The sequence below is a fragment of the Bradyrhizobium monzae genome, assembly GCF_021458635.1.
Taxonomy (GTDB): domain Bacteria; phylum Pseudomonadota; class Alphaproteobacteria; order Rhizobiales; family Xanthobacteraceae; genus Bradyrhizobium.
Genome location: NZ_JAIRDQ010000002.1, coordinates 56798 through 82541 on the forward strand (window position 1 = coordinate 56798; position 25744 = coordinate 82541).

Here is a 25744-nt window from a genome sequence, read left to right on the forward strand (position 1 = left end):
TCTATGACACCGCATTGGGAATTGCAGCGGAAACGCCTGTGCGCGCTTGGCGTGGGATTGGTTACATTGATCGTTGCCGGCGTGACGTCGCCTGCCCGGGCCGATGACGGCTTGACCCAGGACGGGTTGGTTCAGAACGGGTTGGCTCAAGACGCCCAGGATACTCTCGCACCCGGCATTGACGCGGCAGCGCGTGCGCCCGCCACGTTCTTCCGCATCAACGACGTGCTGGCGAAGCTCGATGCCATGCGCGGCCGTGGGCCGAATGCAGTCCGTCTCGCGGCGCTGACCCCTTCCAATATCGCGACCGACGCCGCCCGCGAGCCCAGGCCCATGCCGGCGAAAGGCGACGAGCCGTTTGGCCTCTTCACCTTCCGCGCGCCCGAAGGCCTCTTGTGGCAGAAATGGCGGAGCCTCGAGACCAAGCTGAACCGGGACGCAGAAACGCTGAAGCGGTGCCAGGCCGACGCCGGCGATTGCCCTTCAAACGCCGCCCAGTTCCTGCGCTTGATCGGCGCCGTCAAATCGAAATCGGGTCGCGCGAGGCTCGATGAGGCCAATCGCGCCGTCAACATGGTCGTCCGCTACGTCAGCGACTACGCGCAGCACGGCGAGGCCGATCGGTGGAGCTCGCCGCTGGAGACCTTCGCGACGTCAAAGGGTGATTGCGAAGATTACGCGATCGCGAAATACGTCGCACTGCGCGAGGCCGGATTTCCGCGCGAAGATCTGCGGCTCGTGCTGGTCCGCGACCGCGCCGTGCGGCAGGACCACGCCGTGCTCGCCGCGCGGCTCGACGGACAGTGGCTCGTGCTTGACAACCGCCGCTCCGAGCTGATCGAGGATTCAAGGGCGACGAACCTGGCCCCGTTGTTCGCCATCGACCACGCCGGCGTACACCTGTTCGCCGCGCCATACGCCCAGCGCCAATACGCCGCCCCCGCCGAGGCCGCGCCGGCAGCCAGCAATGAAGGGGCCGAATGGGGCAACACCGACATCGCCGCGGGCGGCTCTTGGTCGGGCGCGCTCCCGCTGCTGATGTGACGGGACCAGCATCTAAACAACTGGCAGGGCGCTCGGCTGCACAAAAGGAAAACCGCCGGGATTACTCCCGGCGGCTCCCCGTCGGTCACCCTCAGGCGACGAGCTTGATGTGCGCGGCATCGATGGTCGCACCGTTTTCAAGCACGGCCAACGCAATTGCTGCCGACGCGCCCCCGCTGCCATCCGCATCATAAAGCAGGGTATGTGTCGCCGTGTTGAGGTGGAAGCGATCCGATGCTCCGAAGGTATTGTCGGCGCTAGAACTGAATTTACCAGTTGCATCGCCCCCAGCGATGAGCCCTCCGCCAAAGGCGGACGCAGAGATCTCGATCACGTCGCCTTCGAGGATATTGAAGTCGGTGAGACGATCGATTCCCTCAGCGGGTGAGTTGTAGTGGAAGCGATCCGCTCCTCCGCCGCCCGTAAGATGATCGGCACCGGCGCCACCCGTCAGAGTGTTGGCGTTGTTGTCGCCGATGAGTATGTCGGAGAAATCAGAGCCAGTCAGGTTCTCGATATTGATGAGAATGTCGCCGCTTGCATCTCCAGCCGACGTTTGCGCCCCACCCAGGGTCAGGTTGACCGTTATCCCGACTGACGATCCCAAATAGCTGGCCGTGTCGCCGCCGCTTCCATGCGTCCCGCCATTGAGGGTGTCGGCGCCGGCGCCGCCAATCAGGATGTCGTCGCCACCGCCACCATTCAATGTGTCGTTTCCGCCGAGTCCAATCAGGACGTTGGCATTGGCATCGCCTGTAATCGTATCAGCGAAATTGGATCCGATGACATTCTCGAAATTGCTGAGCTTGTCGCCGCTGGCATCCCCCCCTGACGTCTGAGCGACGCCGACGAGTGTGAGGTCAACGGTCACGCCAGCCGACGAGTTCTGATAGCTGACCGTGTCTCCACCGCCGACGGTGTGAGTCCCGCCGTCCAGAATATCGGCGCCTATTCCACCGACGATGGTGTCGTTGCCGGCCAACCCATTGACCGTCTCACCACTATTGCCCCCAATCAGGAGGTCGTCGGAAGCCGTTCCGTTGATTGTGCTGGTCACCGGATTGGTGGTGATCGCTATCGAACCGGTGGACTGGTCTCCATCGCCATCGGTGGCCGTGACATGGAACGACAACGGCAGAGATGAACCCGCATCAAGCGTCAGATAGCCAACGTTGGCGACCGAAAAATCCTGGCCGCTGGAATACGAAACCTCGACCCTGCTATAGCCGTCAGTGGTGAATACCGAGATCTGGTCGTTGTTGGTGGCATTGATAATATAACCCGCGCCAGCAGCCGTAAGCGATGCCAACGGCACAAGGACACCATTCAGATAGACGGCCGTTATCTGGTCCGCCACATCGCCAGCATCACCGGTCAAGACAAGATCGCTATCCGCATCGAAAGCAACAATTCGAACGGCCGAAGTCGAGCCACCATTCTTGATGGTCGCTGTGAACCCTTGCACGCCGTAATGAACCAGGCTTGCTGATGTGACGTTATTGTTGCCACTATTGCCATCGAGCGTGACACCCGTAGCAAAATCGAATCTCAGCGTCTCACCCGACCCAATATCGACACCACCGCCTACGCCGAGACTGGTGACTGAGCCGCCATTGCTTCCATTGACGCGGCCCGTCCCTCCACTGGCGGAAACAAGAATGTCGTGGTTCGTCGCCGTCGTGTCGTCCACCAGCTTGAAGGCCGCAGACGACGTACTCGTGAAATTGGTCGGCGTAATGCTGCCGCCCGAGCCATCGTCCAGGGCGCGGAAGAACTGAACAGTATAGACGTCCTGATTGTGATCCGTCGTGCTCGGCGACAGCGTCACCGTGAAAACGGTGGTGCCACCGTTACCGAGCGCGTCGGCGCCGATCTTTCCTGTGAGAGTCCCGGTGCCGAACCCGAAGAGATGAACGTCAAGTCCACCGGATTTCACGGTCACGGCACTGGTCGTCTGAAGAAGCGAGTTGTTGGTGCCGGTGAACACCACACTGCCACCATCCGCACCGATGTTCTGGTAGAAATTGAGAGCGCCGCTGCCAATTGAATTGGCGCCGTTCTCAATAACCATCGATTGCGCGACGAAGTTGTTTGGTGCGTCGTCGTCGAACGTTACGTTGATCGTTCCGGAGCCGTTGTTGTTGGCGCTGTCTGTCACCCGGTACTGCAGCGCAAGGGATGCGTCGTTTTCGTTGCTTCCTGCTGCATGCTTGACCGGCAAATTGAGGCTGAGCGTGTAGGCGCCGGTCGACGGGGTAACGTCGATTGTAAACAGGACCAATCCGGCTCGCGCACCCGACGTAATGGTCGCCGTAAGGATATTGCCCGACCAGCCATAGCCGACGTTTTCCAGGCCGACTGTACCGGTGCCGCCGTTCAAATTGGCAAAGCCGAAGGTGAGCGCTCCGTTGCCTCCCGAGCCGGTCAAGGTGCCGACAAAGTTGGCCGCATTGGTGGTGGTATCATCACTAGTTCCACCCACGATGCCGGCCGCAAGCCCTTCATCGTCGACGACCGCGGCAAGCGTATTCCCAACGGGATTGTACGCGACCGGAACCGTCGTCGTCCCCGCAGTGAGCAGATGCTCGAATTCCGTCCCGCCGCTGAACACGCCGGTAACCGAGTTGTCGATCGAGGCCTGGTTGGTAATCTGCGCGTCGGAATAGCTGGTGGTCACCGAACCACTGGGCTGTCCGGCCAGGATCGTGACCTGCTCGCCATTGGCCAAAGTCAACACCAGATCAGTTTTTGGCGTGAATGGCGTCAGTCCGCTCGTCAGCGTCACAGTATAAATGATCGAGCCGCCGGACTCGGAGACGCCGGTGGTCGACGTCGTCAGCGTCGCCGTCACTGGATTGATCGTGTCGGTGATCTGCGTCACCGCCGCCGTGCCGTCGACGACCAGGTGCTCGAAGTTGCCTCCGCTCGCCGTGGTGATCGTCGCGCTCACCGAGGTCGGATCGATGTAGACGTCCTCGTTCGGCACCACCGCGTGCACCACGAAGCCGCTGCTGGCGCCGCCCGCGATCGTGATGACCTCTCCGTTCGACAGGTTCACCGTCACCGGGCTGCCGGCCTGCGCCGGATGATCCAGCGTCGCCGTGTAGGTGATGCTGGTCCCCGCCTCGGTGATGCTCGGCGTCGCCGTCAGGCTCACCGTCGTGTCGTTGATCGTGTCGGTGATCTGCGTCACCGCCGCCGTGCCGTCGACGACCAGGTGCTCGAAGTTGCCTCCGCTCGCCGTGGTGATCGTCGCGCTCACCGAGGTCGGATCGATGTAGACGTCCTCGTTCGGCACCACCGCGTGCACCACGAAGCCGCTGCTGGCGCCGCCCGCGATCGTGATGACCTCTCCGTTCGACAGGTTCACCGTCACCGGGCTGCCGGCCTGCGCCGGATGATCCAGCGTCGCCGTGTAGGTGATGCTGGTCCCCGCCTCGGTGATGCTCGGCGTCGCCGTCAGGCTCACCGTCGTGTCGTTGATCGTGTCGGTGATCTGCGTCACCGCCGCCGTGCCGTCGACGACCAGGTGCTCGAAGTTGCCTCCGCTCGCCGTGGTGATCGTCGCGCTCACCGAGGTCGGATCGATGTAGACGTCCTCGTTCGGCACCACCGCGTGCACCACGAAGCCGCTGCTGGCGCCGCCCGCGATCGTGATGACCTCTCCGTTCGACAGGTTCACCGTCACCGGGCTGCCGGCCTGCGCCGGATGATCCAGCGTCGCCGTGTAGGTGATGCTGGTCCCCGCCTCGGTGATGCTCGGCGTCGCCGTCAGGCTCACCGTCGTCGGATCAACGGTATCGGTAACTGTAACCGTGGCGCTGCCAAAGGTCGTGATGTTGACCGCCTCGAAGTTGCCGCCCGAGGTGCTGGCAATCGAGACCGGAGTCGTCCCGCCATCCAGATACACATCGTCGCCCTGTGCCGGCTGCGGCGCAGACATCGCTGTGAGCTGGCCAGGGGCAAACGTGATATCCACCCCATTGTCCAACTTCACTGTGAACGGCGTAAGCGACGCATAATCCATGTGCGCCGTATAGACAAACGTCTGGTTCTCCAGGACCACGACATCGTCCAGGGTTACGAAGTTCGTGGTGATCGTGTCGTTGACATGCGCTGTCGCCGCAGCCGTTCCGACCACCAGGCTCTCGAAGTTGCCCCCGGCCGCATTGGTGATGTTCGCCGTCAACTGGCTGGCGTCCAGGTAGGGATCCTCGCCATTGCCCGACGCGATCGTCAGCGTTCCAGTGGTGTTGCCATCGGTGACCGTGATCACGCCCTGGTCGGTCGTGATCACCGTATTGCCGTGCGAGGCATTGGTGAGCGTCGCAGTGAACACGTAGTTCGCGATCCCGCCCTCCAGCACCGTCGAGGCGCTCAGGTTCACCGTGGTCGGATCGATCGTGTCGTTGACCGTCACCGTTGCCGTGTCGGTCGTGTTCAGCGCTTCATAATTGCCGCCGGTCGCGTCGGTGACCGAAACGCTGTAGCTCTCGTGATCGACATAGGGATCGTCGCCCTGCACCGGGAACGGCGTCGAGACACCCGTGGTCTGACCGGCAAGGATCGTGATCGTCGCGCCGTTGCTCAGAGTCAGCACGAGGTCGCTGCCCTGCGGCGCATGATCCACGCTGGCCGAGATCGTCGCCGTGCCGACGCCCTCGTTCACCGTTACGTCGTTCAACGTCACCGCGGTCGGATCGCTGTCGTCGGCGACCACGAAAGATACCGTCGATGTCGAGGTATCGCCGTCGCCATCTGTCACGGTGTACGTGAAGTTCGCTGGCCCGCCGGTATTGTAGACGTCATCGGCCTGAGCAACGAACTTGTAGGCACCCTCGGCGGTGACCTGAAGGCTGCCATGGGTGACCGAGACGGCCTGAGAATACCCGTCCGGCCCGAACGACAGGGTCACGCCGTTGATTTGCGTGACGGTCGCGCCATCGGCGCCCGGATCGAAATCGAGCTGACCAATGACCGGAGCAGACCCTTCGAGGACGTCCTGCGACGCCTCCGCGACAGCATGCGGACCATCGTCCTGGAAATTGATGTGAAGCCCGGCCGGCGAAACCGCATGGGCGGTGTCGCCGTCACCGTCGGTCGCGGTGGCCGAGATGTACACGAGGCCGTTCGTGATCGAGACCTCGTCGTCATAGGCAGCAGGCGTCGAGCCATCAACATTGTGCGCGATCGCCGCGAACTGTGCGACCCACAGATGCCCGTCGGTGTCGACATAGAGCGCGAACACCTTCTCGCCGGTCTGGAAGTTGTTGCTGTCGACGCCCCAGACGATGTTCGGGTTGGTGGAATCCGTGAACAGGAAGATGTCGTGGTTCCCGACCGTCGCGTTCAGCCCGGAATCCTGGCCGGTGAACCCACCACCGGCGGAGTTCGTCAGTTGATAGGTCACACCTCCGGCCGGGCCGGGTCCATCCGTGCCGAAATCGGGCGTCGTGAACAGACTGGTCGCGGCACCGCTCGATTCGGCGTAACCGAGAACCGTGACGATCGGGGCGCCGGCAATCGCGGCCATCAGCACGCTCGGGGCCGTCACGGGATCGACGTCGTTCTCCGGGTTCGGGCCGGACTGCGGCGCAAATCCCGCGCTCTCGTCATGCGTGACGCTGAGCGTGGCCGGAGCGCAAACGACCGACGAAATGCCGCTGACCGAGAACGGATGACCGACATTGAGCTCCTGCGGATCAGCCGGGTCGGTTGGAAGAGTCGGCGCACCGTTCGGAGTGCTCGAGAAGGCGACATTGTCGTAGTTGGAAATGACGAGACGATTGAAGTCGTCCGTCGTATTGACCGTGACGGTCGCCCCTTCGTTCAGACCGACGATGACGACGCCGACCAGTGTATTGCCGTCATACACCGGAATTTTGGTGTAGCTGGCATCCCCGGTGACGGTGACGTCGTTCAGCGTGATCGGCAGCGGATTGCCGTCATCGGTGAAGTCGCTGTTGTCGTTGGCGTTGAAGACCTGGACGAAAACCGTCGCCGTGTTGCTCGCACTGCCCTGGATCTGTTGGACGGTGAACGAAGCCGCATCCACCTCGTAATGACCATTATAGGCGAAGGTATTGGCCGGGAACGTGAGATTGTTGACGAAGTCGAGCCGCAGAATCTCCGCAGGCTGGTCGTTGCCTCCGTGGACCTCATGGCCCTCGATCGACTGGTTGCCGACGCCGATGTCGCTTCCTGTCGTATTGATCGTGTTCGGGTTCGGCCCATTGCCCTGACCGATGGCGGACAGGAGCACGTCCTGCTCGCTCGGACCATCGAGACCGCGCTCGTCGACGTTGCCCGCCTTGATGCCGACATAGGTGAGCGGCGTATCGACGCAATCCTCCGAAGCGGCGATGGTCGGGCCGGAATCGTCGATGGAAACGATGGAACTGCTGTTGCCGATGAGAGTCGCCGTGGCGGATTGCGTGAGATGGTCACCGTCGCCGTCCGTCACCGTCACGGTCAGCTTCACGCCGACGCTTTGACCGGCCACAGCCGCCAGCAGCGAAACCGACTCGTCAAACAGCGAGGGATTCTCGGGCAGCTGCGATCCGGCGGGTTCCGAGGCATCGTGATCAATCGGCAGGAATTGATCGACCACGAGTTGTGCCGTGGCCGGATCCGTCGAACTCAACGAGATGCGCAGGACGACGAAATCGTCGCCCGTCGACTGCGTATCGTGACCGACGCGGCCGACGATCTGGTCGCCCTCGAGCGTCAACCAGACGGTCCGGTGGTCCTGTGAGGTGCCATCGAGCAGGCTGCCCGCCAACGCGGTAGCGACAAGGTTGGTCTTGATTCCGCCAAGTTCGGGCGCGCCCGTCAGGACGAGGCTGAGCGCGGACGTGACGGGGTGGACCAAGGCGGCACCATCAGCCCCGTAATCTATCACCGCATTCGTGAACAGCGGAGCCAGCAGCCCCGCGCCCGTCATCAGCTCACCGATCTGAGCCGTCGAGGCCGCGTCCGTCGTGAACGTCACGGTGGTGTTGCCAGTGTCGTCCGCGAGTCCGTTCGGCGTTCCGCCGCCCGACTCGCTCTCGCCGATGTTGTACTGATCCGGCGGCGACCCCTCATGGCCAATTGTCTCGTCCAGATTGAGCGAAATCGCGACGAATTCCGGCGTGGTCACGTCGGTGCCGATCGTCAGCGTCGGGCCGTCGTCGTTGAAGTGGATCTTGCTCGAAATATCCGCCGAAGCGGACGCCGTGTCGCCATCGCCATCCTTGATCGTGACGACCGCCGAGATCGAGCCCGCGGCCAGCGAAATCTGATCGTTCGGATTGGACGTATCGGAGTGATGGAGCGAGAGATATTCGACTACGGAGACCTTGCCAGTGACCGGATCAATCGCCACGGCAAAGGCGGTGGTGCCGCTCAGTTCGGGATGCAAATTATCCGTGCCCACGGTGCCGATCACCCGGCCCGCGCTGTCCAGCGACAGCGTAATCGGCGTTCCGTCCGTCAACGTCACGCCGGAATTGGACGATTTCAGATCGAGCGAATAGGTGATCGCCGCAGCCGAATCGGGTCCGTCGACGCCGAAGTACGGCAGGATCGACAACGCCGCTCCACTGCTTGTCGCATAGGCGAGCGGCGATCCGGGCTCATCCGGATCAACGCCGGGATTCTGCACGCCCACAAAGATCTGGAGCGGGCCGGTAACGTCGTTCGCCTGGTTGCCCGGTGTCTCGTCCGCCGTCACCCCGAAACTGCGAGACACCGTCGCCGCCACCGACGGGCCGTCGTCCTCGAACTGAATGCTGCCGGAGATCTCGGCGGACGCCGAAGCGTGATCGCCGTCGCCGTCGGTGACCGTCAAGGTCGCCTTGACCTGGCCGAGGGCGTTCGCCAGCGAGGCCGCCTCATCGATATCGCCACCGATATCGGCGCTGTCATGGTGAAGCGAAACATACTGGACGACGGAGACCTTGCCGCTCACCGGGTCGATCGCGATCGCAAATGCGGCCGGATCGTTGGTGCCGGTCACGACATCGTCTTGATCGGACCCATCGTAACGACCGACGATGAGGCCGTTCTCGACGAAGAGGAATATCTCTTTCCCTTCCGTCGTGGTGAGGTTGGAATCGATCGGACCGGTCGTGCTGTGGCCCTGCGCGTCGGCCAGCGTCAGCGAGAAGACCTGGGCGCCCGTCTTGGCCGCGCCGTCAGTGCCGAAGTCGACATTGTCGATGGTGAGCGCCGCGACATTGCTCCGCGCGTACCCGATGGGAAGACCGAACAGAACCTGCGGGTCGTGCCCGGGATTGCTGACGCCGTTGAAAACGGGCGTGAACAGAATGTCATTGTCGTCGCCGAACGGCGGGCTCTGCAACAGCAGGGTCTCGTCATGAACGACGGCAAAGCCTGCCGTCACCGACACCGTCACCGCCGGGCCATCATCGTCGAAGGCGATGAACGATCTCTCGTTACCGATCAGGCTGACCTGAGCCGACGAGGTGGTCTGATCGCCGTCGCCGTCGGTGGCAGTCGTGGTGAGCTCGAGATTAAGCGTCCCGTTCCCGACCAGGTGCAAAATCGCCTGCTCATCGAACTGCGACGGATTCTCGGTGCCGCCGTGATCGATCGGCAGGAACTGATCGACTGTAATCTTCGCCGTGGACGGATCGCTGGCATTTTCCAGCGTTATGCGGAAGGCAACGTATTCGTGCTCGGCAGTACCGTCACCGACGATCCGCCCTTCGAGCGTATTGTCGTCGACCTGAACCAGCACGATGGCACGCTGCGCCGCGGTGAGGTTCTCGAGCGGCGTGCCGACCAGCGCGGTCGCAGTCAGGTTCGTGTCGACCGTCTCGCCGGAAAGCACCAGCTTGAGGATGTTGCTGATGCCGCCCTCGGCGCCCGGACCGTCCGTTCCAAAGTCGACAATGGCTGTGTCAAACAGCTCCGCAAGGTCACCCGCGGTGGTCGACAGTTCGCCGATCGCCTGCCCCTGGGTCGGATGGGTCGCGACGGTAACGGCGATGGCCTTATCATCAGCGGTGCCGTTCGGCGGTCCGAACCCCGATTCGGATTCGCCCGCGTTGTAGGTATCGGGCTGCGGGCTGTCGCCGTGGGCAATGGTCTCGTCGAGGTCGAGCAGTCCGACGTTCGTCGGATGTTCGCCCTCGTCCCGCGTGATCGTCGGGCCGTCGTCGTCGAACGCGATGAACGAATTCTCGCTGCCGATCAGATTGACCTGGGCCGTCGAGCTGTCGTGGTCGCCATCACCGTCGGTGACCGTCGTCGTGAGTTGCAGGCCGAGCGTATCAGCACCAGTGAGGTGGAGCAGAATCTGTTCGTCGAACACCGACGGGTCTTCCGAACCGCCGTGATCGATCGCCAGGAACTGGTCGACCGTGACATGCGCAGTCGCAGGATCGCTGGCGTTTTCCAGCGAGATGCGGAAGGCGACGTACTCGTCGCCGTTGTTGGCAACGCCATCGCCGACAATCCGACCCTCGATCGTGGTGTCGTTGACCTGGACCAGCACGATGGAGCGCGCGGCCGCGTCGAGGCTTGCGAGCGGAGTCCCGGCGAGCGCCGTCGCCGTCAGATTCGTGCCGACCGTCGCGCTCGACAGCACCAGCGTGAGAACGTTGCTGACGCCACCGTCCGGGCCGGGGCCATCCGTTCCGAAATCGACCAGCGCCGCTGGAAAGAGATTGATGAGTCCGCCCGCCGGCGTCGACAACTCCCCGATCGCCTGGGCCTGCGTCGGCGCGGTGGACACGGTGACGGTCGTCACTCCGGTGTCGTCCAGAGTGCCGTTCGGCGCGACGCCGTCCGATTCGGTTTCGCCGGTATTGTAACGATCGATCAGCGGGCTCTCTTCATGGCCAATCGTCTCGTCCAAATTCAGCAGGCCGATGGACGGCAGCTCGCTGCCCTCGCCGCGCGTGACCGCGGGACCGTCGTCGAGAAAGGACACGCCGAGTGAGCCGTTCGAAACCGCAGTCGCCGTATTGCTGACCGCGTCGGTCACGGTCTGCTGCACGAACACCACGTCGGCGAGCTGCGCGCCTTCGCTCGTGTCAGGATCGGACGCGGCGCCGTGCTTAATGGCTTCATACTGAGCCACGTCAAGCTTCAGGGTTGCAGGATCGAGATAAAGCTGGAAGGCGACCGCACCGTTCGGATCGGCCACGCCACCGGAGCCTTCCCGGCCGACGACAAGATTGCCTTCGGTGAACAGGAAGATTTCATTGCCGGTGACCGTCGCCTGCAGGCCGGAATCGATGCCGGCGAAGGCCGCGCCGCTGGAGGTGGTCAGCGCATAGGCGGTCGTTCCGGTGCCGCCGCTTCCGAAGCTTGCGCTCGATGACGCAATTTCCGGCACGACACTCTCGGCCCAGCCGATCAATCCGACAGGAGAGAAGACCGCAGGCAAAACAGCATTGGCTAGATCATTCGCGCCGTTCAGAATTTGCACATCAGTGGTTTCGTCATGGATGACGATCGTGCCCGAGAGCGTGAAGCCTGCAACTGGGGCAATCGTCGTATCGGGCACTCCTGCGAATGTCTCGGGATTGAGGGCGAAATTTCCGAGCTCTTCCTGTCCGAGCAGGTCCAGCGGATTGCCGGCGTTTAACGTATCCACCGCTGCATTGGAGAAGCTGGCACCGCTTCCTTGGGCGTTGCCGTTGCCGTCACCTGCGGCAGGCAGAACGGATTGATCGGTCGTGATGGGAAAGAGGCTCGCGAACTCCTGAACGTTGACGTCGCGCCCCGGCGCGAGCTCGATGGACAGCAGGTCCTGGCCGTCATGGCGGGAGTCGAACACCGGATCGACTGTGATCGTCGACTTGTTGTCGAACAGAATGATCAGCTTCTCGCCGACGTGGACGAGCGTGATCTTCTCGTTGGCGATCGACGAGAAATCGAGCTTGACCTTCTGGTCATATCCGAGGTGTACGACTACCGCCTGGTCCGTCAGCGGCTTCGCCAGAGTGAAAGTTCGAACTGGAGTTGCGTTGGTCGGAGTAGCCGTGCCGGTAGCCTGCGCTACCTGAAATTGAGCGTTCATAATCTACCCCTGCCAAAACATTGTGCAGCTAAAAATCAAGTCTGCGGAAAGTAAGTCGAAAAATTTCCCTATTAAGCTATTGTTAACTGCATCCGGGGTCAACGAAATCAACTAGTTAACGACGACTATTTGCTCACGCGTGGTAAATTGGTGTCTGCGCCGCAGAGCCCACGGAAAAAGGCATTGAAATGAGCATCTTGCAGCCGGTCGACTGGGAAAACATGGCATGCCTGGCGGGACCGCTGAGGGTATTATCGTCCTCTTTCGTCGTGATGCTGGTGGGATTCGGTGCACCCGCAGGGGCGGAGGACGCGACACCTCCGGTAGAGCGGACGATCAAGAGCCTTGCCAACAAGGACACCCGGATCGGCGTCTTCATCAACGTGCTGCCCGACTGCACGTCGGGGCCACTGCCGACGATCCGCCTGGTCAATGCGCCTGCATCCGGGAAGGTGACCGTCAAGCCGGCGAAAGTGAAAGCAACCAACTACAAGGCTTGTCTCGCACTGGAAGTACCGGCCTACGTCGCATTCTACAGATCGCAGCCGGATTTCATCGGCGATGACCTCGTGACGATCGAGGTCAAGTATGCCGGTGGTCGGACGGAAATTCAGAAAATCACGGTCAACGTTGCTGGCCCCGGGGCCCAGCAGAAGATCTAGCGGTTTCTTCTTTTCAGGAGCAACGCTTCCTACGCGGGGTTGGACGAAACCGGCCGTCGGCGTGCCTTGGTCGTACTCAAGCCGGTCGGTTCGGTATTGCGGCCAGTTCATCCTGATCAACCCGAACGAACACGGTATCGTAGGGATTGTTGGTTTTCGGATCGGTCACGCGGTCGGCCGAAATTTGGATCACTTCGCCGTGGATCATCGGCACGATGCGCTGCTTGTATGCGGTCAGGTGAACTTCAGCACGCATGTTCGGGTGGACGTCGCTGACGTCTTCGACCGCGATCTGCGCTTCGATGGTCAGCGAATCCTGCTCCGGCACGATGTCCAGAATCTTATCTCCGCGCTGGATCACATGGCGTCCGAGGATTTGGTGCGATGCGATGCGATGCTGAGAGCGTGCCGCGGGCAGCAAATGCAATTCAATTCATCCAATCAACACGTTCGTCTGCGACTGCATGCGGCCGTCATCGGCTTGAGAACAGCAAGAGATCTGGTGCCTGCCGAACGTGAGGCGGGCGCGAAACCGCCCGTTAGGTATTCCGGAAGGAAGCTGTCCTTGCTACTTACCCGAAGGCGTAATCCAGGCGCACAACTGTATCCGGATAAGCGTGTACTCCGGCCCTGTGCGACAAATCGGCAGGGCCCTGTGCGGCGCACATCCTTCCCCACGGCGACTTGATGCAGAACGGCAACGGCCGAATTATCTTTGCGATCAACGGGGCTGCAACGGTTTGACGTTTGAGCCGTTTCTTGCTTCCTTCGGTTCTGATTGGTTTTTGATTTTATTTAGGAGCAACAATGCGCAATCGACCAGGCAAGCTTATTGCGGCGGCGGTGGTGGTGCTGGGCTCCAGCCTTGCCGCAAGCGTGCACCCGGCGGCCGCCGCTGATCTCGGCCTGATGGCGCGGCCAACCGCTATCGGGAATTGCTCGGAACTCGTCTTCACCTGCGAGAACGGCAGGCAATATCCTCTTTGCCCGATCGCCGTGTCGGTGGCTGGTGAGGTTGTGACGGCGTCGCTGCAAACCGGCCATTCCGGCGGCGTGCACGTGCGCCTGGTCCCGATGGGAGTCGGATATCGCTATGCCGGTCCCGGTGTCTGGGTCGACGGCTTCCGCGGCAATGCCTTGCTCAATTTCGGCAAGCACAGCCAGATCGCCTGCACGATCGAGAACTACTGATTGGCGAGCCCGAGCAGCGCCTGCAAGGCGCTGCGTAACCATACCGCGCTAGCCTTTGGTGCGAACGACAACCGCCCGCGCGCGCGGGTACATGTAAGCCTTGGGGCGTACATAAACCGGACAGTAGTTGTCCCACTGGTATTGCTGCCAATTCCACTTCCAGCAGCCGGTCGCGATCTCGGGATCAGAATACCAGTTCAGCCGATACGGTTCGTCGCCAAATGGATACGGACCGCCCTGAGCGCTGGCCGGCGATGCACATATGCAGACGGCGGCGGCAATCGCAACAAGGAATGGCTTGTACATGACTTTCTCCCAATATGTCGGCATAGTGCCAAATCGACACAAGCTTATCAAGCTTGGAAGCGCCAGGCATGCTGGCGAGTCCTCCACTCGTAACGCGCAAAGACGTCGGTAGCGGCTTTCGACGCAAAGGCAAGGACCTGACCTGCGGCACGTCGGAACGCGAAATCGAATCGCCCGGAGCCTGAGCTCTGTCAGATGTCCTGGTCGCCTCCGTACTGGATAGTCTTTGCATCGGGTGAATTAGTCGTCGGCCCCCTCACACTCACACGCCGCCTTTCATGAAAACCATTTCACTCAAGGCGAAGCTTCGGTGGCCGGACGTCAAGGACCATTACCTCGTTATCTACGAAGAGCATGCAATCGGCAGCTTGCATCGTTCCGGAGACAATTGGCGCTGGTCGATCAGCATCCCCATGGGCTTGCCCGATTGGTCGGTCGGAAACGCTTCCAGTCTCCACGAAGGCATCAAGGCGCTTGGCAACGCTTGGACCCGCGTATTGAAGTCAACTAGCACAGAGCGCCTGCAGCGGGCGTGGGATCTCGAGCGAGCTGCGGACACTCGAAACCGCGGCGTATAGTGTCAACACGCCGAGAGCGCCTGTCCTCAAAATATCAATCTGAGGTTCGGACCATCGCCTGCCCGCAAGCGCGTCTGGGTCGACGGGCATTCTGCCGCGCGGCGTCCACAGCACGACATCACCGAATGCCACGGCCTCTTCCTGCGTCGCTGTGCGCGCGCGAGAGATACCCGCGGTCGCCTCTGCAGCCCGGACTGGATCGCGGGAGCCAAAGACACCTCGTGACCCGCGCGCGCCCAAACGGTGCCCAGCGTTCGTTCCACCGCCCCGATACCCACGATTCCGCCCGCCTGCGACCTCCCGGAAACATCCAGCGCTTGTCGCGCCGCCGCCTGACCAGGAGCACTCTGCCCTTCCTTGCGACGACAAGCTTTGATGACTTCGCCACGCTCTAGTCCGCCAGCTCGAGCGCGAGGGGTTGGTGATCGGAAGCATCGGTTGCTTCGTTGACCTCGATACTGCGCACGCGACTGACCAAGTCCTCCGTCACGAAAATGAAGTCGCGACAGTCCGGCCCCTTGGCCCATTGCACGCGGTCGTAGATTCCGCACGTTGGCGCCCGCGGGCGGCCGGGACGATTGGCGGTCCACGCATCCCGATAGTTGAGACCGGGCCGGCTGGCGCGGTCGATCAGGGCGTGCTGGGGATCGGCAACGTCGAAATTGAAATCGCCACACATCAGGCTAGACACAGCGACCGTCTGGCTCTCATACGGCTCATCGTGCCGGGAGCCGGCCTGTCTTGGGCTCATTGATGCGTCCTCCTGCAAGTCCAGCAGTCGCGTGATCTGCGCCTCGCGCTGTTCGGTCGAATGAAATTCGAGATGTGTGTTGACGATGCGGATCGCGCCGAACGAGGCCTGAACCGTCACCTCCAGGGCGTGACGGCGCATGCTGCGCACCTTGGCTGCGCGTGGCCACGGCAACAGGTGATTGGCGATCTGCAACACCGGCAAACGCGACAGCGTCATGTTGCCGAAACGATGGAGGGTGCCCTCTCGATCCATCGTTTCGATTGCCGGTCGGAATATTGCGGAGTAGCCGGGCAGCACGGCCGCCAGCTGCGCGCTCTGGTCAACTCCATCGCCGAACCTCGAGAAATTGGCGCTCACCTCCTGGAAGCAGAATACGTCCGCGTCGAGCGTCTGCCGTGCGACCGCAACGATCCTTGGCAGATCGGTTACGCCGTCGCAGCCCTTGCCGCACTGTATGTTCCAGGTGAGGAGCCTCATTATCGGATACCTGCCCGCATGAACGATTGAACGAATTGGCGCTGAAACAGCAGAAACGCAATCAGCAGCGGTGCCATGGTCATCACCGTTGCCGCCGTTATGACCGACCAGTCCACCCCGGTCTCCGGGGCGCCGAACACCGCAAGGCCCACGGTGAGCGGCCGCGCCTCCACCGAATTGGTGACGATCAGCGGCCAGAGGAAATTGTTCCAGTGATAACTGACGGAGACGAGGCCGAACGCCACATAAGTCGGCCGCGCCAGCGGCACATAGACCCGCCAGAGAATCCCGAGCGGCCCCGCCCCTTCGACGCGCGCTGCCTCGACCAGTTCCTGCGGTACGCTCTTGAAGGTTTGCCGCAGAAGGAAGATGCCGAAGGCGCTGGCGAGATAAGGCAGCGCGATCGCGGGGATCGTGTCCAGTAGCCCGAGCTTGGCGACTGCCCGGTAATTCTCGACGATCAGCACGTCGGGCATGATCATCAACTGTAGCAGCACCAGCGCAAAGGCGATGCCGCTGCCCCGGAATTTGAAGCGCGCAAAAGCGTAAGCCGCGAGCGTCGACAGGATGAGCTGTCCGACCAGCACCAGCGTCACCAGAACGATCGTGTTGAGATAGTAGCGGGCGAACGGTGCCTGCTTCCAGGCCCGTCCAAAATTCTCCAGAGTCCATGGCGCCGAGAGGCTGAAGGACGTCGCATAGGCCGCCGGATGTAGCGCGCTCCAGAAGGCATAGGCCAGCGGCGCGAGCCAGACCAACGCCAGCAGCCACGCGGCGATCGCTTCGACGGGGTGCGTTCGCCCTCTCATTGGTAATGGATCCTGCGATCGAGATAGCCGAACTTGACCAGCGCCACCGCGCTCAGCAGCAAAAGCAGCACCACCGTCAGCGTTGCCGCATAGGACGAATCCTGGAACGTGAAGGCGACCTCATAGATGTAATAGAGCAGCAGCGTACTGGCGTTGTTCGGGCCGCCCTTGGTCATGATGACGAGATGGTCGACGAGCTTGAACGAGTTGATGACAGCGTTGATCGCCACAAACAGCGTGGTCGGCATCAATAGCGGGAACGTGATCCGGCGGAACGTGTACCAGCGGCTCGCGCCTTCGATCGAGGCGGCCTCCTCGAGATCCGGCGAGAGCTGCTGGAGCGCGGCGAGATAGAAGATCATGAAGAATCCGGCCTCCTTCCAGATCACCATCACGATCAGACAGCCCATCACCGTAGAGGGATCGCCGAGCCAGTTCCAGCCGCCGAGACCGAACAATCCGCGCAGCTGATCGAGCAGGCCGTAATCCGGCGTATAAAAGAACAGCCAGATGTTGGCGACGGCGATCATGGGCAGCACGGTCGGCGTGAAATAGGCGAGGCGCAGAAAACCCCGCCCGCGCATGTTGCGATTGACCCAGATCGCCATGACCAGCGCGAGCGCGATCGATGTCGGAACGGTGCCGAGCGCGAACCAGAAATTGTTGATCAGCGCCTTCCAGAAGATCGGATCGGCCTCCATCGCCTGGTAGCTGTCGAGGCCCACGAAGACTTCGGTGCCGTTGCGCTTGGTGATGAACAGGGAATGCCGGATCGTCGCCAGGATCGGATAATGGGTAAAGGCGACCAGCAGCACCGCTGCCGGCAACAGCAGCAGCCACGCGTTCACGGCATTCCACCACGCCTGCGACGGCGCGCGGCGTTCGGGAATTGACGATGCGGTGGTGTCAGTCATGCTGAGATCGCGGGATGGCGGTGAACCGCCATCCCGCAGCGCTCCTTACTTGGAAGCGCGCAGCACACGGTCGGACTGCGCCTGCGCAGCGGCCAGCGCCTCTTGCGGCTTCTGAGACCCGGTGACAGCTGCTTGCACCGCGTCATTGACGAACTTGTAGATCCGGCCGTTCTCGTGAACCGAGAGCTCCGGCACCGCGTGCTCAAGCTGATCGCGCGCGACGGTCGCCTGCGGGAAGCTCCTAGCGTACTCTTCCATCGCCTTGGTCTTGTAAGCGGCCGGCGACACGGCGACATAGCCGGTCTTCATGCTCCATTCCGCCGCGCGTTCAGGCGCCGTCATCCACTGTATGAACTTGACGGCGGCCTTCTGCTGCTCGGGTGATGCGCTCTTGAAGATGTAGAAGCTGCCGCCGCCGGTCGGTGAGCCCCTCCGCTCTTTTGCCGGAAGCATGGCCACTCCGAACGGGAATTTAGCGGCGTCCTTGACGGCCGTGAGGTTGCCGGTCGTGTGCCACATCATCGCGGTCTTGCCTTCGAGGAAGTCGGTGCGCAGCGTGGCCCAGTCGATGCTGCCTGCAGGCATGACATTGTGCTTGCGGGACAGATCGACCCAATAATCGAGCGCGGCAACCGTCTTCGGTGCGCTCAGGTGGACCTCGGTGCCGGCCTCGTTCATCATCTTCTGGCCGTTTTCGATGGCGAGCGCCTGCAGCATCCAGTAGCCATAACCGGTCGTGGGGATCTCGACGCCCCAGCGTGTGGTATTGCCGGAGCCGTCCTTCTTGATCAGCTTCTTCGACATCTCGGTCATTTCATCCCAAGACGCCGGCGCCTTCTCCGGATCGAGCCCGGCCTCCTTGAAGGCATCCTTGTTCCAGTACAGCACGATGGTCGAGCGCTGGAACGGAATGCTCCAGGTCTTGCCGTCGATCTGACCGTTGGCCATGAACGCCGGGTAGAATTCCTTGAACCAGGCCTTGTCGCTGACGAGGTCGTCGAACGGAACGATGGCATTCTCGTCCATCAGCGTGAACACGTCGGTCGACAGCAGCACCGACAGCTGCGGCGGCTGGCCGCCCTTCATCGCCGTCATCGCCTTGGTCATCGTATCGGTGTAGTTGCCGGCATAAACAGCCGTCACCTCGATATCGGAATTTTCCTTCTCGAAGCGCGCGACCATATCGTCGACGATCTTGGTGACGGGACCTCCCACCGCGACCGGATAATACATGGTCAAATCCACCGCAGCCGCCGGATAGGCCGTACCAAGCGACAGGGCCGTGAACGCCGCGGCCATCAACAGTGTTCGTCGAGCAAACATTCTAATCTCCTTCGTTGTATTGTCCGACCGCTTTGGCGCAGCGCCTCTCATCGAGCGGATGCGGCCAGCCGGTCTTCGTTGGCGATGTCGTCGAGCCTGACTTCCGATGTCGAATCGAAACGGTGTTCATGCGCAGCGTCCCAGGCGAGCCTGACATCCTCGCCAGACTGAACCTTGCTGAACCCCTCCAGCCGTACTGAGATCGGCTGCCCATCGATCTCGCAGAGAACGATGCTGTCGGCGCCGAGATGCTCCACGGCCTTGACGCGTGCGGCACGGTCGCCGTCGGCGACGATCTGGACGTGCTCCGGCCGCACGCCGATGAGGCGATCGCCCTGGCGCACGAGATTCATAGGCGGCGAGCCGATGAACCGTGCGGTAAACGCCGTTGCGGGGCGATTGTAGAGCTCTTCCGGCGAGCCGTTCTGCTCGATGCGACCGTCTCGCATCAGCACGACGCGGTCGGCCATCGTCATGGCCTCCGTCTGATCGTGAGTCACATAGACCATCGTCATACCAAGGCGCTGCTGCAGCGTCCGGATCTCGGTCCGCATCTCATGACGCAGCTTGGCATCGAGATTGGAGAGCGGCTCGTCCATCAGGCAGATGCGAGCTTCCGCGATGATCGCCCGCCCCAGCGCGACACGCTGGCGCTGACCGCCTGACAATTGCGACGGCTTGCGTTCAAGAAGATGACTTAGACCGACGATATCGGCGACGCGCTTGAGCCGCCCATCGCGCTCGGCCCGCGAAACCCGCCGCACACGCAGACCGAACACGATATTCTCGGCCACGCTTAAATGCGGAAACAGCGCGTAGGACTGGAAGACCATGGAGATCTTCCGCTGCGCAGGCGTGAGATGGGTGACATCGGCGCCGCCAATGCTGATCGTGCCGGCATCGGCCTCTTCAAGACCAGCGATCAGACGGAGGGTGGTGGACTTGCCGCATCCGGACGGTCCCAGCAGCACCAGCAGCGAGCCTTCGTCCGCCGTCAGGCTGACGTCGTCGACGGCGCGCATCGCGCCCCAGAACTTCGAGACGCGGTTCAGCGTGATCGCCGACATGACCGGCTCGCTTTCGATTGCCGTGACGTACGCAAAGAGATGTCGCGCAAAGAGATGTCGCGCAAACGCGTTGCGTCCTGCTCGCGCCGAGCAGCGCAAGGTCGGTCACGACACGCAGACCGCTCCATCCGTGTCTCTCCCCATGACTACGCAACATTCATCGGCGTAGCGATTATTGTGTTCATATGAACATAGTATGACAGCATATGAAATAGAAATTTGCCCCGCCGATGTTCGAATGATACTTTAGGTGGTACGGAGAGCCCATGCTCAGCACGCCCACCGAACGTCAGGCCAACATTCTTGAGATTGTGCGCGGCGAAGGTTTCGCTTCGATCGAGCAACTTGCGACGCGGTTCGACGTCACGCAGCAAACCATCCGCCGCGTCGTCAACGCGCTCTGCGATCAGGGACTGCTGCGCCGGATCCATGGGGGCGTCAGCCTACCTGTCCAGAACCAGAACCTCGCCTATGGCAGCAGGCAGGGACTGAACGCCGACGCCAAGCAGCGCATTGCGCGCGAGACCGCACGGTTCATTCCTGACGGAGCGTCACTCATGATCGGGCTCGGCACCACGCCCGAATATGTGGCGCAGGCGCTATCTCATCGTCAGGATCTTCGCATCATCACCAATAGCTTGAATGTTGCGGCCGCATTCGCGCAGAATCCCGACGTGGAGATATCGATCGCGGGCGGCACACTCCGTCCGCTCGACCGGGATGTCGTCGGCGAAGCGGCCGCACGCTTCTTCTCGGGATTTCGCGCCGACTTTGGCATCTTCGGCGTCGGTGGCGTCGACCAGGATGGCACGCTGCTGGATTTCCACGCCGCTGAAGTTCAGGCCAGGCAATCAATCGTCGCCAATTCGCGCACCGCAGTGCTGGTCGCCGACACCACGAAGTTCGGCCGCAACGCGACCGTGCGAGGCGGCCATCTCGACGACTGTCACCACCTGTTCACTGACGGTCCGTTACCGGCAGCGTTTGCGACCATCGCCGCGAAGTATGGCGACCGCATCCGTGCGCCAAATGATGCACGCCCGGACTAGGTCCGCTCAGCGTTGACGCAGCCTGCAAGGCCGTCCCGGAACTTAGACAGTTCATGACGGATCATCGCGGTATCGGATCCATCCACCTCCCTGCTCGCCTGGCAGCTTCGGAGCTCGACCATATTACAGGTCGGGGCTTCGAGATGCTGCCTCCGTGGTCTCGATCTCACGCACCGGGATTCCAGGTGACGCGGGCCGCACAAGCGACCTCCATCATCTTCCGCGCCATCAAATCCACAGAGATTGACTTGTTATAACATTTGAGCAAATGTCCTAACTAACCGGAGCCTAAAATCCGGATTTTCGGGAGGACAGCATGACGCCATTCAAGCCGACGCGACGAACGCTACTCAAAACCGGAACCGCGGCTGCGGCTCTGGCGACGTTTGGGCCTGGCATCCTGCGGCACGCGTCCGCACAGGACGCCGACCTCGCGCCCTACAAATCCGCGCAAATCGACTGGCAACAGGTCTCCGGCGAGACCATCACGGTCGCGGTCATCCCGGCTAGCTATTTCGAAAACCTGATCACGCTGGCGCCGCAGTTCAAGGCGCTCACCGGCATCGACGTCCGCTTCGAAAAGATTCCGCCGGCACAGATCCGGCAGAAGAGCGTCATCGACCTGACCTCGAAGACCGGCACCTACGCGACCCACGCCGCGGACCCCATGTATTATGCGCTCTACGCCGCGAACAAATGGGTCGAGCCGCTCGACACCTATCTCAACGACAAGGCGCTGACCGATCAGGCCTGGTTCAAGCTGGACGACATCATCCCGGCTTGGCGCAGCGCCAACGGCATCGACGGCAAGCTCTACGGCATGCCCTATGACGGCGAAGTCACGATCCAAGTCTATCGCAAGGACCTCTACGACGCGAAGGGCCTGAAGCCGGCCGACACGCTCGAAGCCTATATGGCGAACGCTGCGGCACTGAACACGCCGAATGATCGCGTTTGGGGCGCAGCACTTCGCGGCGTCGCCGGCGCCGGCCAGAACATGTACATCTATCCGTCGCTCTTCCGCGAGTTCGGCGGTGACTGGATGAAGGGCGGCAAACTCTCCGTCAACGGCCCAGAGGCCGAGGGGGCGCTCGCCTGGTACGTCGACATCATGAAGAAGTACGCGCCGACGGCAGCCGCGAACTGGAACTGGCCCGACATCGCCGACGCCTTCTCGCAAGGCACTGTCGCCAGCTACATCGACGCGCATTCGTCGGCCTCGGTCGTCAACAATCCGGAAAAGTCCAAGGTGATCGGCAAGGTCGCCTATGCCCGCTGGCCCAAGGGTCCCTCGGGCAAGCGCACCACCTCGATCTGGAACTGGGGCTTTCCGATCAATTCCGCGCTGCCGGAGAAGAAGCGCAAGGCGACTTGGCTGTTCATCCAGTGGGCGGCGAGCGCCGAGACCCAGGCGCGCACAGCGCATAAGTTCGCAGGTCCCACCAAGCGCTCGGGCGTCAACCGCACCTCGATCTGGAAGGATCCCGATTATATCAAGCTGATGAGTGGCTTCGGTGACAATTTCGTCGAGGCCACAATGGGCGCACTGCAGGACGACACCGATGTCGACTGGCGTCCGCGCGTGCCGCAATGGCCTGCAATCGGCGACACCATGGCGACCGCGATCCAGTCGGCCCTCTCCGGCCAGGCCACGATCAAGGCCGCACTCGACGATGCGCAGCGCCGCATCGAGCCGATGATGCGCGGCTGAGCCATGACGACGACAGCGGTGACATCGGTCGAGATTGCGAGCGAGGCGCCTCGCAGCGATTTCGGCCGCGTCCTGGCGCAGCGCGAGCGCCGGTTTGCAGCAGCCCTGCTTGCACCGGCGTTTCTTGCGCTGCTCGCCACGACGACGTTCCCGCTGCTGTTCCTGGTCTATACCAGCGCGTTCCGGATGGATCTGGCGATGCCGTTCACCAACGGCTTCGTCGGGTTCGAGAACTACCAGGTGCTGCTCTCGGACGATCGCTTCTGGACCTCGCTGCTGGTCAGCCTCGTCTATACCGGCTCGACGGTTGCGCTTCAGGTCGTGATCGGTCTGGCGCTGGCGCTCTTGGTCATGGAGATGAAGCGCGGCCAGGGTTGGTTCCGGGTCATTGCCATCCTGCCCGTCGTGCTGTCGCCGGCCGTGGTCGGCATGATCTGGCGCACCTTCATGCTGGCGCCGGAATTCGGCATCATCGACTTCCTCGCGATCAATGCAGGGCTCGGCAGCAAGAACTGGCTCGGCGATCCCACGCTTGCGATGGTCTCGGTGATCTCGATCCATACCTGGCAGTGGACGCCATTCGCGTTCATGGTGCTGCTGGCCTCGCTGGCCTCGCTCCCGGAAGACATCTACGAGGCCGCGCGGCTCGACCGCGCCTCGGCCTGGCAGCGCTTCCGCCGCATCACCCTGCCCCTGCTGCGCCCGGCGATCGTCATGGTCATCATCATGCGGACCATGGTGGCGCTGACTGCGTTCGCGGCGATCTTCACCGTCACCGCCGGCGGTCCCGGCACAGCGACCGAGATCCTCAATCTCTATGCCTACCGAAAATCCTTCACCGAGCTGTCGATCGGCTACGGCTCTGCGCTCGCCGTCGCGCTGTTGATCGTGACCATCATCATCTCCGGCATCCTGTTTGCGATGCGGAGGGCGAAATGACCGCAAAACGCCTTCGCGGTATCGCCCTGCTCGCGATCTCCATGGTCTTCCTGCTGGCTTGGGCGTTCCCGATCATCTGGAGCGTCATGAATTCGCTCAAGACCGATTCCGACGTGCTGGCCTATCCGCCCAAACTGGTGTTCACGCCGACATGGGAAGCCTACCGCGACGTGCTGTTCGGTTCGGGATCGATCCTGCCGAACCTTCTCTCAAGCGTCATCATCTCGGTCGGCACCACCATCGTCACCATGCTGATGGCGGTGCCGGCGGCTTATGCGCTGGCGCGCCTGCGCTTTCGCGGCAAGAAGTTCGCAGGCTTCTACGTGCTGGCAACGCAGATGCTGCCACCGGTCGGCATCATCATCCCCTACTTCTTGGTGCTGCGGAACATCGGCTGGATCGACACCTACCAGGGCATCATCCTGATCTACCTGTCGTTCTCCTTGCCTTTCGCGATCTGGCTGCTGGTGTCCTACTTCGAGGACATTCCCTTCGAGATGGAGGAAGCGGCCTATCTCGACGGCGCGAGCCGACTGAAGACATTGTGGCGCATCATCATTCCGCAGGTCCGCGGCGGCATCGCGGTGACGGTCGTGTTCGTGTTCCTCAATGCGTGGAACGAATTCCTGTTCGCCGTCGTGCTCAGCGGTAACACCGTGCGTCCGGTCACGGTTGCCATGTTCAATTTCGTTTCCGTCGAGCAGACGCTGTGGGCCAAGCTTGCAGCAGTCTCGGTCCTCGCCATGCTGCCTGTCGTCGTCCTCGGCGTGGTCGCGCAGAAGCATATCGTGAAGGGCCTGACGGTCGGTGCAGTCAAGGGCGGAGGGCGCCGATGAGCGGCCAGGGTCAGGTGAGTTTTCGTAACATCGTCAAGATGCACGGCGAGTTCGCCGCGCTGAAGGGCGTCAATTTCGACATCAAGCCGGGCGAGTTCTTCGCCCTGCTCGGCCCCTCCGGCTCGGGCAAGAGCACGACGCTGCGCATCCTCGCCGGCCTGGATACGCCGACCGCCGGCCGCGTGCTGATCGACGACAAGGACGTCACCTCGACCGACGCACGCGATCGCGACATCGCCATGGTGTTCCAGAGTTACGCGCTCTACCCGCACATGACGGTAGCCGAGAATATCGCCTTCCCGCTGGAGATGGCCAAGCTGCCGAAGTCCGAGATCGCTCCTGCCGTAAAAGATGCCGCACGAAAAGTGAAGATCGATCATCTGCTCGACCGCAAGCCGGGCCAGCTTTCGGGCGGCCAGCAGCAGCGCTGCGCGCTGGCCCGCGCCATCGTGCGCAAGGCGCGTCTGTTCCTGCTCGACGAGCCGCTGTCGAACCTCGACGCGAAGCTGCGGCTCGAGACCCGCGCCGAGCTGAAGAAGCTGCAGCGCTCGCTCGGCGTCACCGCGGTCTACGTCACCCACGACCAGGAAGAAGCCATGACGCTCGCCGACCGCATGGCGGTGTTCATGTCCGGCGAGATCCAGCAGGTCGGTACGCCTGCAGAGGTGTTTGCACGTCCGAACTCGATCGACATCGCCGGCTTCATCGGCAATCCCCCGATGAACCTCGTACCCGCCCGCTATGTGGACGGCGACGTGATCGTCGCCGGCCATCGCCTGAAGACGACGACCACGACAGCGGGTGAGCGCGACGTGGTGGTCGGCCTTCGCCCCGGCGCGCTGCGCATGTCCGAGGGCGGCCTCGGTGCGCGTGTCGACCTGATCGAGGACCTCGGCGATACCGCCGTGCTCGACCTCGACTGCGCCGGCACCATGATCCGCATGCGTGTCGCCGACGGCAACATTCCCGGCGAAGGCGACACCATCTCGATCACGGCCCGTCCCCAGGACGTTCATTTGTTCGACCCAGCGACACGCATGCGGCTCTGA

General features: G+C 62.2%; 17 protein-coding genes and 1 pseudogene. 9 read left to right on the forward strand and 9 right to left on the reverse strand.

All coding sequences use genetic code 11. From position 1 onward, the window contains the following. Window positions 1-66: 66 nt before the first annotated feature. Window positions 67-1044: a transglutaminase-like cysteine peptidase gene (locus tag K3F49_RS09505; RefSeq protein WP_234680670.1), complete on the forward strand. Its 978-nt coding sequence runs from the start codon at window positions 67-69 to the stop codon at window positions 1042-1044. 91 nt (window positions 1045-1135) lie between these two features. On the opposite strand, the gene K3F49_RS09510 is transcribed toward K3F49_RS09505, so the two are convergent. Next, window positions 1136-12079, reverse strand: a complete 10944-nt coding sequence (locus K3F49_RS09510) for an immunoglobulin-like domain-containing protein (RefSeq protein ID WP_234680671.1) — start codon at window positions 12077-12079, stop codon at window positions 1136-1138. Window positions 12080-12267: 188 nt separating this feature from the next. Between K3F49_RS09510 and K3F49_RS09515 the strand changes: the two genes are divergently transcribed. Next, window positions 12268-12741, forward strand: a complete 474-nt coding sequence (locus K3F49_RS09515) for a hypothetical protein (RefSeq protein ID WP_346657309.1) — start codon at window positions 12268-12270, stop codon at window positions 12739-12741. Between the two features lie 76 nt (window positions 12742-12817). On the opposite strand, the gene K3F49_RS09520 is transcribed toward K3F49_RS09515, so the two are convergent. Then, window positions 12818-13168: an HlyD family efflux transporter periplasmic adaptor subunit gene (locus K3F49_RS09520; protein ID WP_234680672.1), complete on the reverse strand. Its 351-nt coding sequence runs from the start codon at window positions 13166-13168 to the stop codon at window positions 12818-12820. A gap of 380 nt (window positions 13169-13548) precedes the next feature. On the opposite strand from K3F49_RS09520, the gene K3F49_RS09525 reads away from it, so the two are divergent. Continuing rightward, window positions 13549-13932, forward strand: coding sequence for a hypothetical protein (locus tag K3F49_RS09525; RefSeq protein ID WP_234680673.1), 384 nt, complete (start codon window positions 13549-13551; stop codon window positions 13930-13932). A 48-nt stretch (window positions 13933-13980) separates the two neighbouring features. Here the strand turns inward: K3F49_RS09525 and K3F49_RS09530 are convergent, their stop codons facing one another. After that, window positions 13981-14238, reverse strand: coding sequence for a hypothetical protein (locus tag K3F49_RS09530; RefSeq protein ID WP_234680674.1), 258 nt, complete (start codon window positions 14236-14238; stop codon window positions 13981-13983). Window positions 14239-14516: 278 nt separating this feature from the next. Between K3F49_RS09530 and K3F49_RS09535 the strand changes: the two genes are divergently transcribed. After that, window positions 14517-14816, forward strand: a complete 300-nt coding sequence (locus K3F49_RS09535) for a hypothetical protein (protein ID WP_234680675.1) — start codon at window positions 14517-14519, stop codon at window positions 14814-14816. Between the two features lie 283 nt (window positions 14817-15099). On the opposite strand, the pseudogene K3F49_RS09540 reads toward K3F49_RS09535, so the two are convergent. The 6 genes and pseudogenes from K3F49_RS09540 to K3F49_RS09565 all read right to left on the reverse strand — a co-directional run. After that, a pseudogene (locus K3F49_RS09540) lies at window positions 15100-15204 on the reverse strand (NUDIX hydrolase); the annotation flags it as partial. Between the two features lie 3 nt (window positions 15205-15207). Continuing rightward, entirely contained in the window at window positions 15208-16047 is an 840-nt protein-coding gene (locus K3F49_RS09545; RefSeq protein WP_234680676.1) for an endonuclease/exonuclease/phosphatase family protein, read from the reverse strand. Next, complete coding sequence (locus K3F49_RS09550; protein WP_234680677.1) at window positions 16047-16856, reverse strand: carbohydrate ABC transporter permease; 810 nt, start codon at window positions 16854-16856, stop codon at window positions 16047-16049. Before K3F49_RS09550 ends, K3F49_RS09545 begins: the two co-directional genes overlap by 1 nt. After that, window positions 16853-17770: a carbohydrate ABC transporter permease gene (locus tag K3F49_RS09555; protein ID WP_234680678.1), complete on the reverse strand. Its 918-nt coding sequence runs from the start codon at window positions 17768-17770 to the stop codon at window positions 16853-16855. The genes K3F49_RS09550 and K3F49_RS09555 overlap by 4 nt, the downstream gene beginning before the upstream one ends. Window positions 17771-17815: 45 nt before the next feature. Then, window positions 17816-19093: an ABC transporter substrate-binding protein gene (locus K3F49_RS09560; RefSeq protein WP_234680679.1), complete on the reverse strand. Its 1278-nt coding sequence runs from the start codon at window positions 19091-19093 to the stop codon at window positions 17816-17818. A gap of 47 nt (window positions 19094-19140) precedes the next feature. Then, complete coding sequence (locus K3F49_RS09565; protein ID WP_234680680.1) at window positions 19141-20160, reverse strand: ABC transporter ATP-binding protein; 1020 nt, start codon at window positions 20158-20160, stop codon at window positions 19141-19143. 266 nt (window positions 20161-20426) lie between these two features. On the opposite strand from K3F49_RS09565, the gene K3F49_RS09570 reads away from it, so the two are divergent. The 5 genes from K3F49_RS09570 (at window position 20427) to K3F49_RS09590 (ending at window position 25744) form a co-directional block, all read left to right on the forward strand. Beyond that, on the forward strand, window positions 20427-21209 hold the full coding sequence (locus K3F49_RS09570) for a DeoR/GlpR family DNA-binding transcription regulator (protein WP_234680681.1): 783 nt from the start codon (window positions 20427-20429) through the stop codon (window positions 21207-21209). Between the two features lie 316 nt (window positions 21210-21525). Then, on the forward strand, window positions 21526-22920 hold the full coding sequence (locus K3F49_RS09575) for an ABC transporter substrate-binding protein (RefSeq protein WP_234680682.1): 1395 nt from the start codon (window positions 21526-21528) through the stop codon (window positions 22918-22920). 3 nt (window positions 22921-22923) lie between these two features. Further along, window positions 22924-23859 (forward strand): carbohydrate ABC transporter permease, encoded by a 936-nt coding sequence (locus K3F49_RS09580; RefSeq protein ID WP_234680683.1) that lies wholly within the window; start codon window positions 22924-22926, stop codon window positions 23857-23859. Further along, complete coding sequence (locus K3F49_RS09585) at window positions 23856-24695, forward strand: carbohydrate ABC transporter permease (RefSeq protein ID WP_234680684.1); 840 nt, start codon at window positions 23856-23858, stop codon at window positions 24693-24695. Before K3F49_RS09580 ends, K3F49_RS09585 begins: the two co-directional genes overlap by 4 nt. Further along, entirely contained in the window at window positions 24692-25744 is a 1053-nt protein-coding gene (locus tag K3F49_RS09590; protein ID WP_234680685.1) for an ABC transporter ATP-binding protein, read from the forward strand. Before K3F49_RS09585 ends, K3F49_RS09590 begins: the two co-directional genes overlap by 4 nt.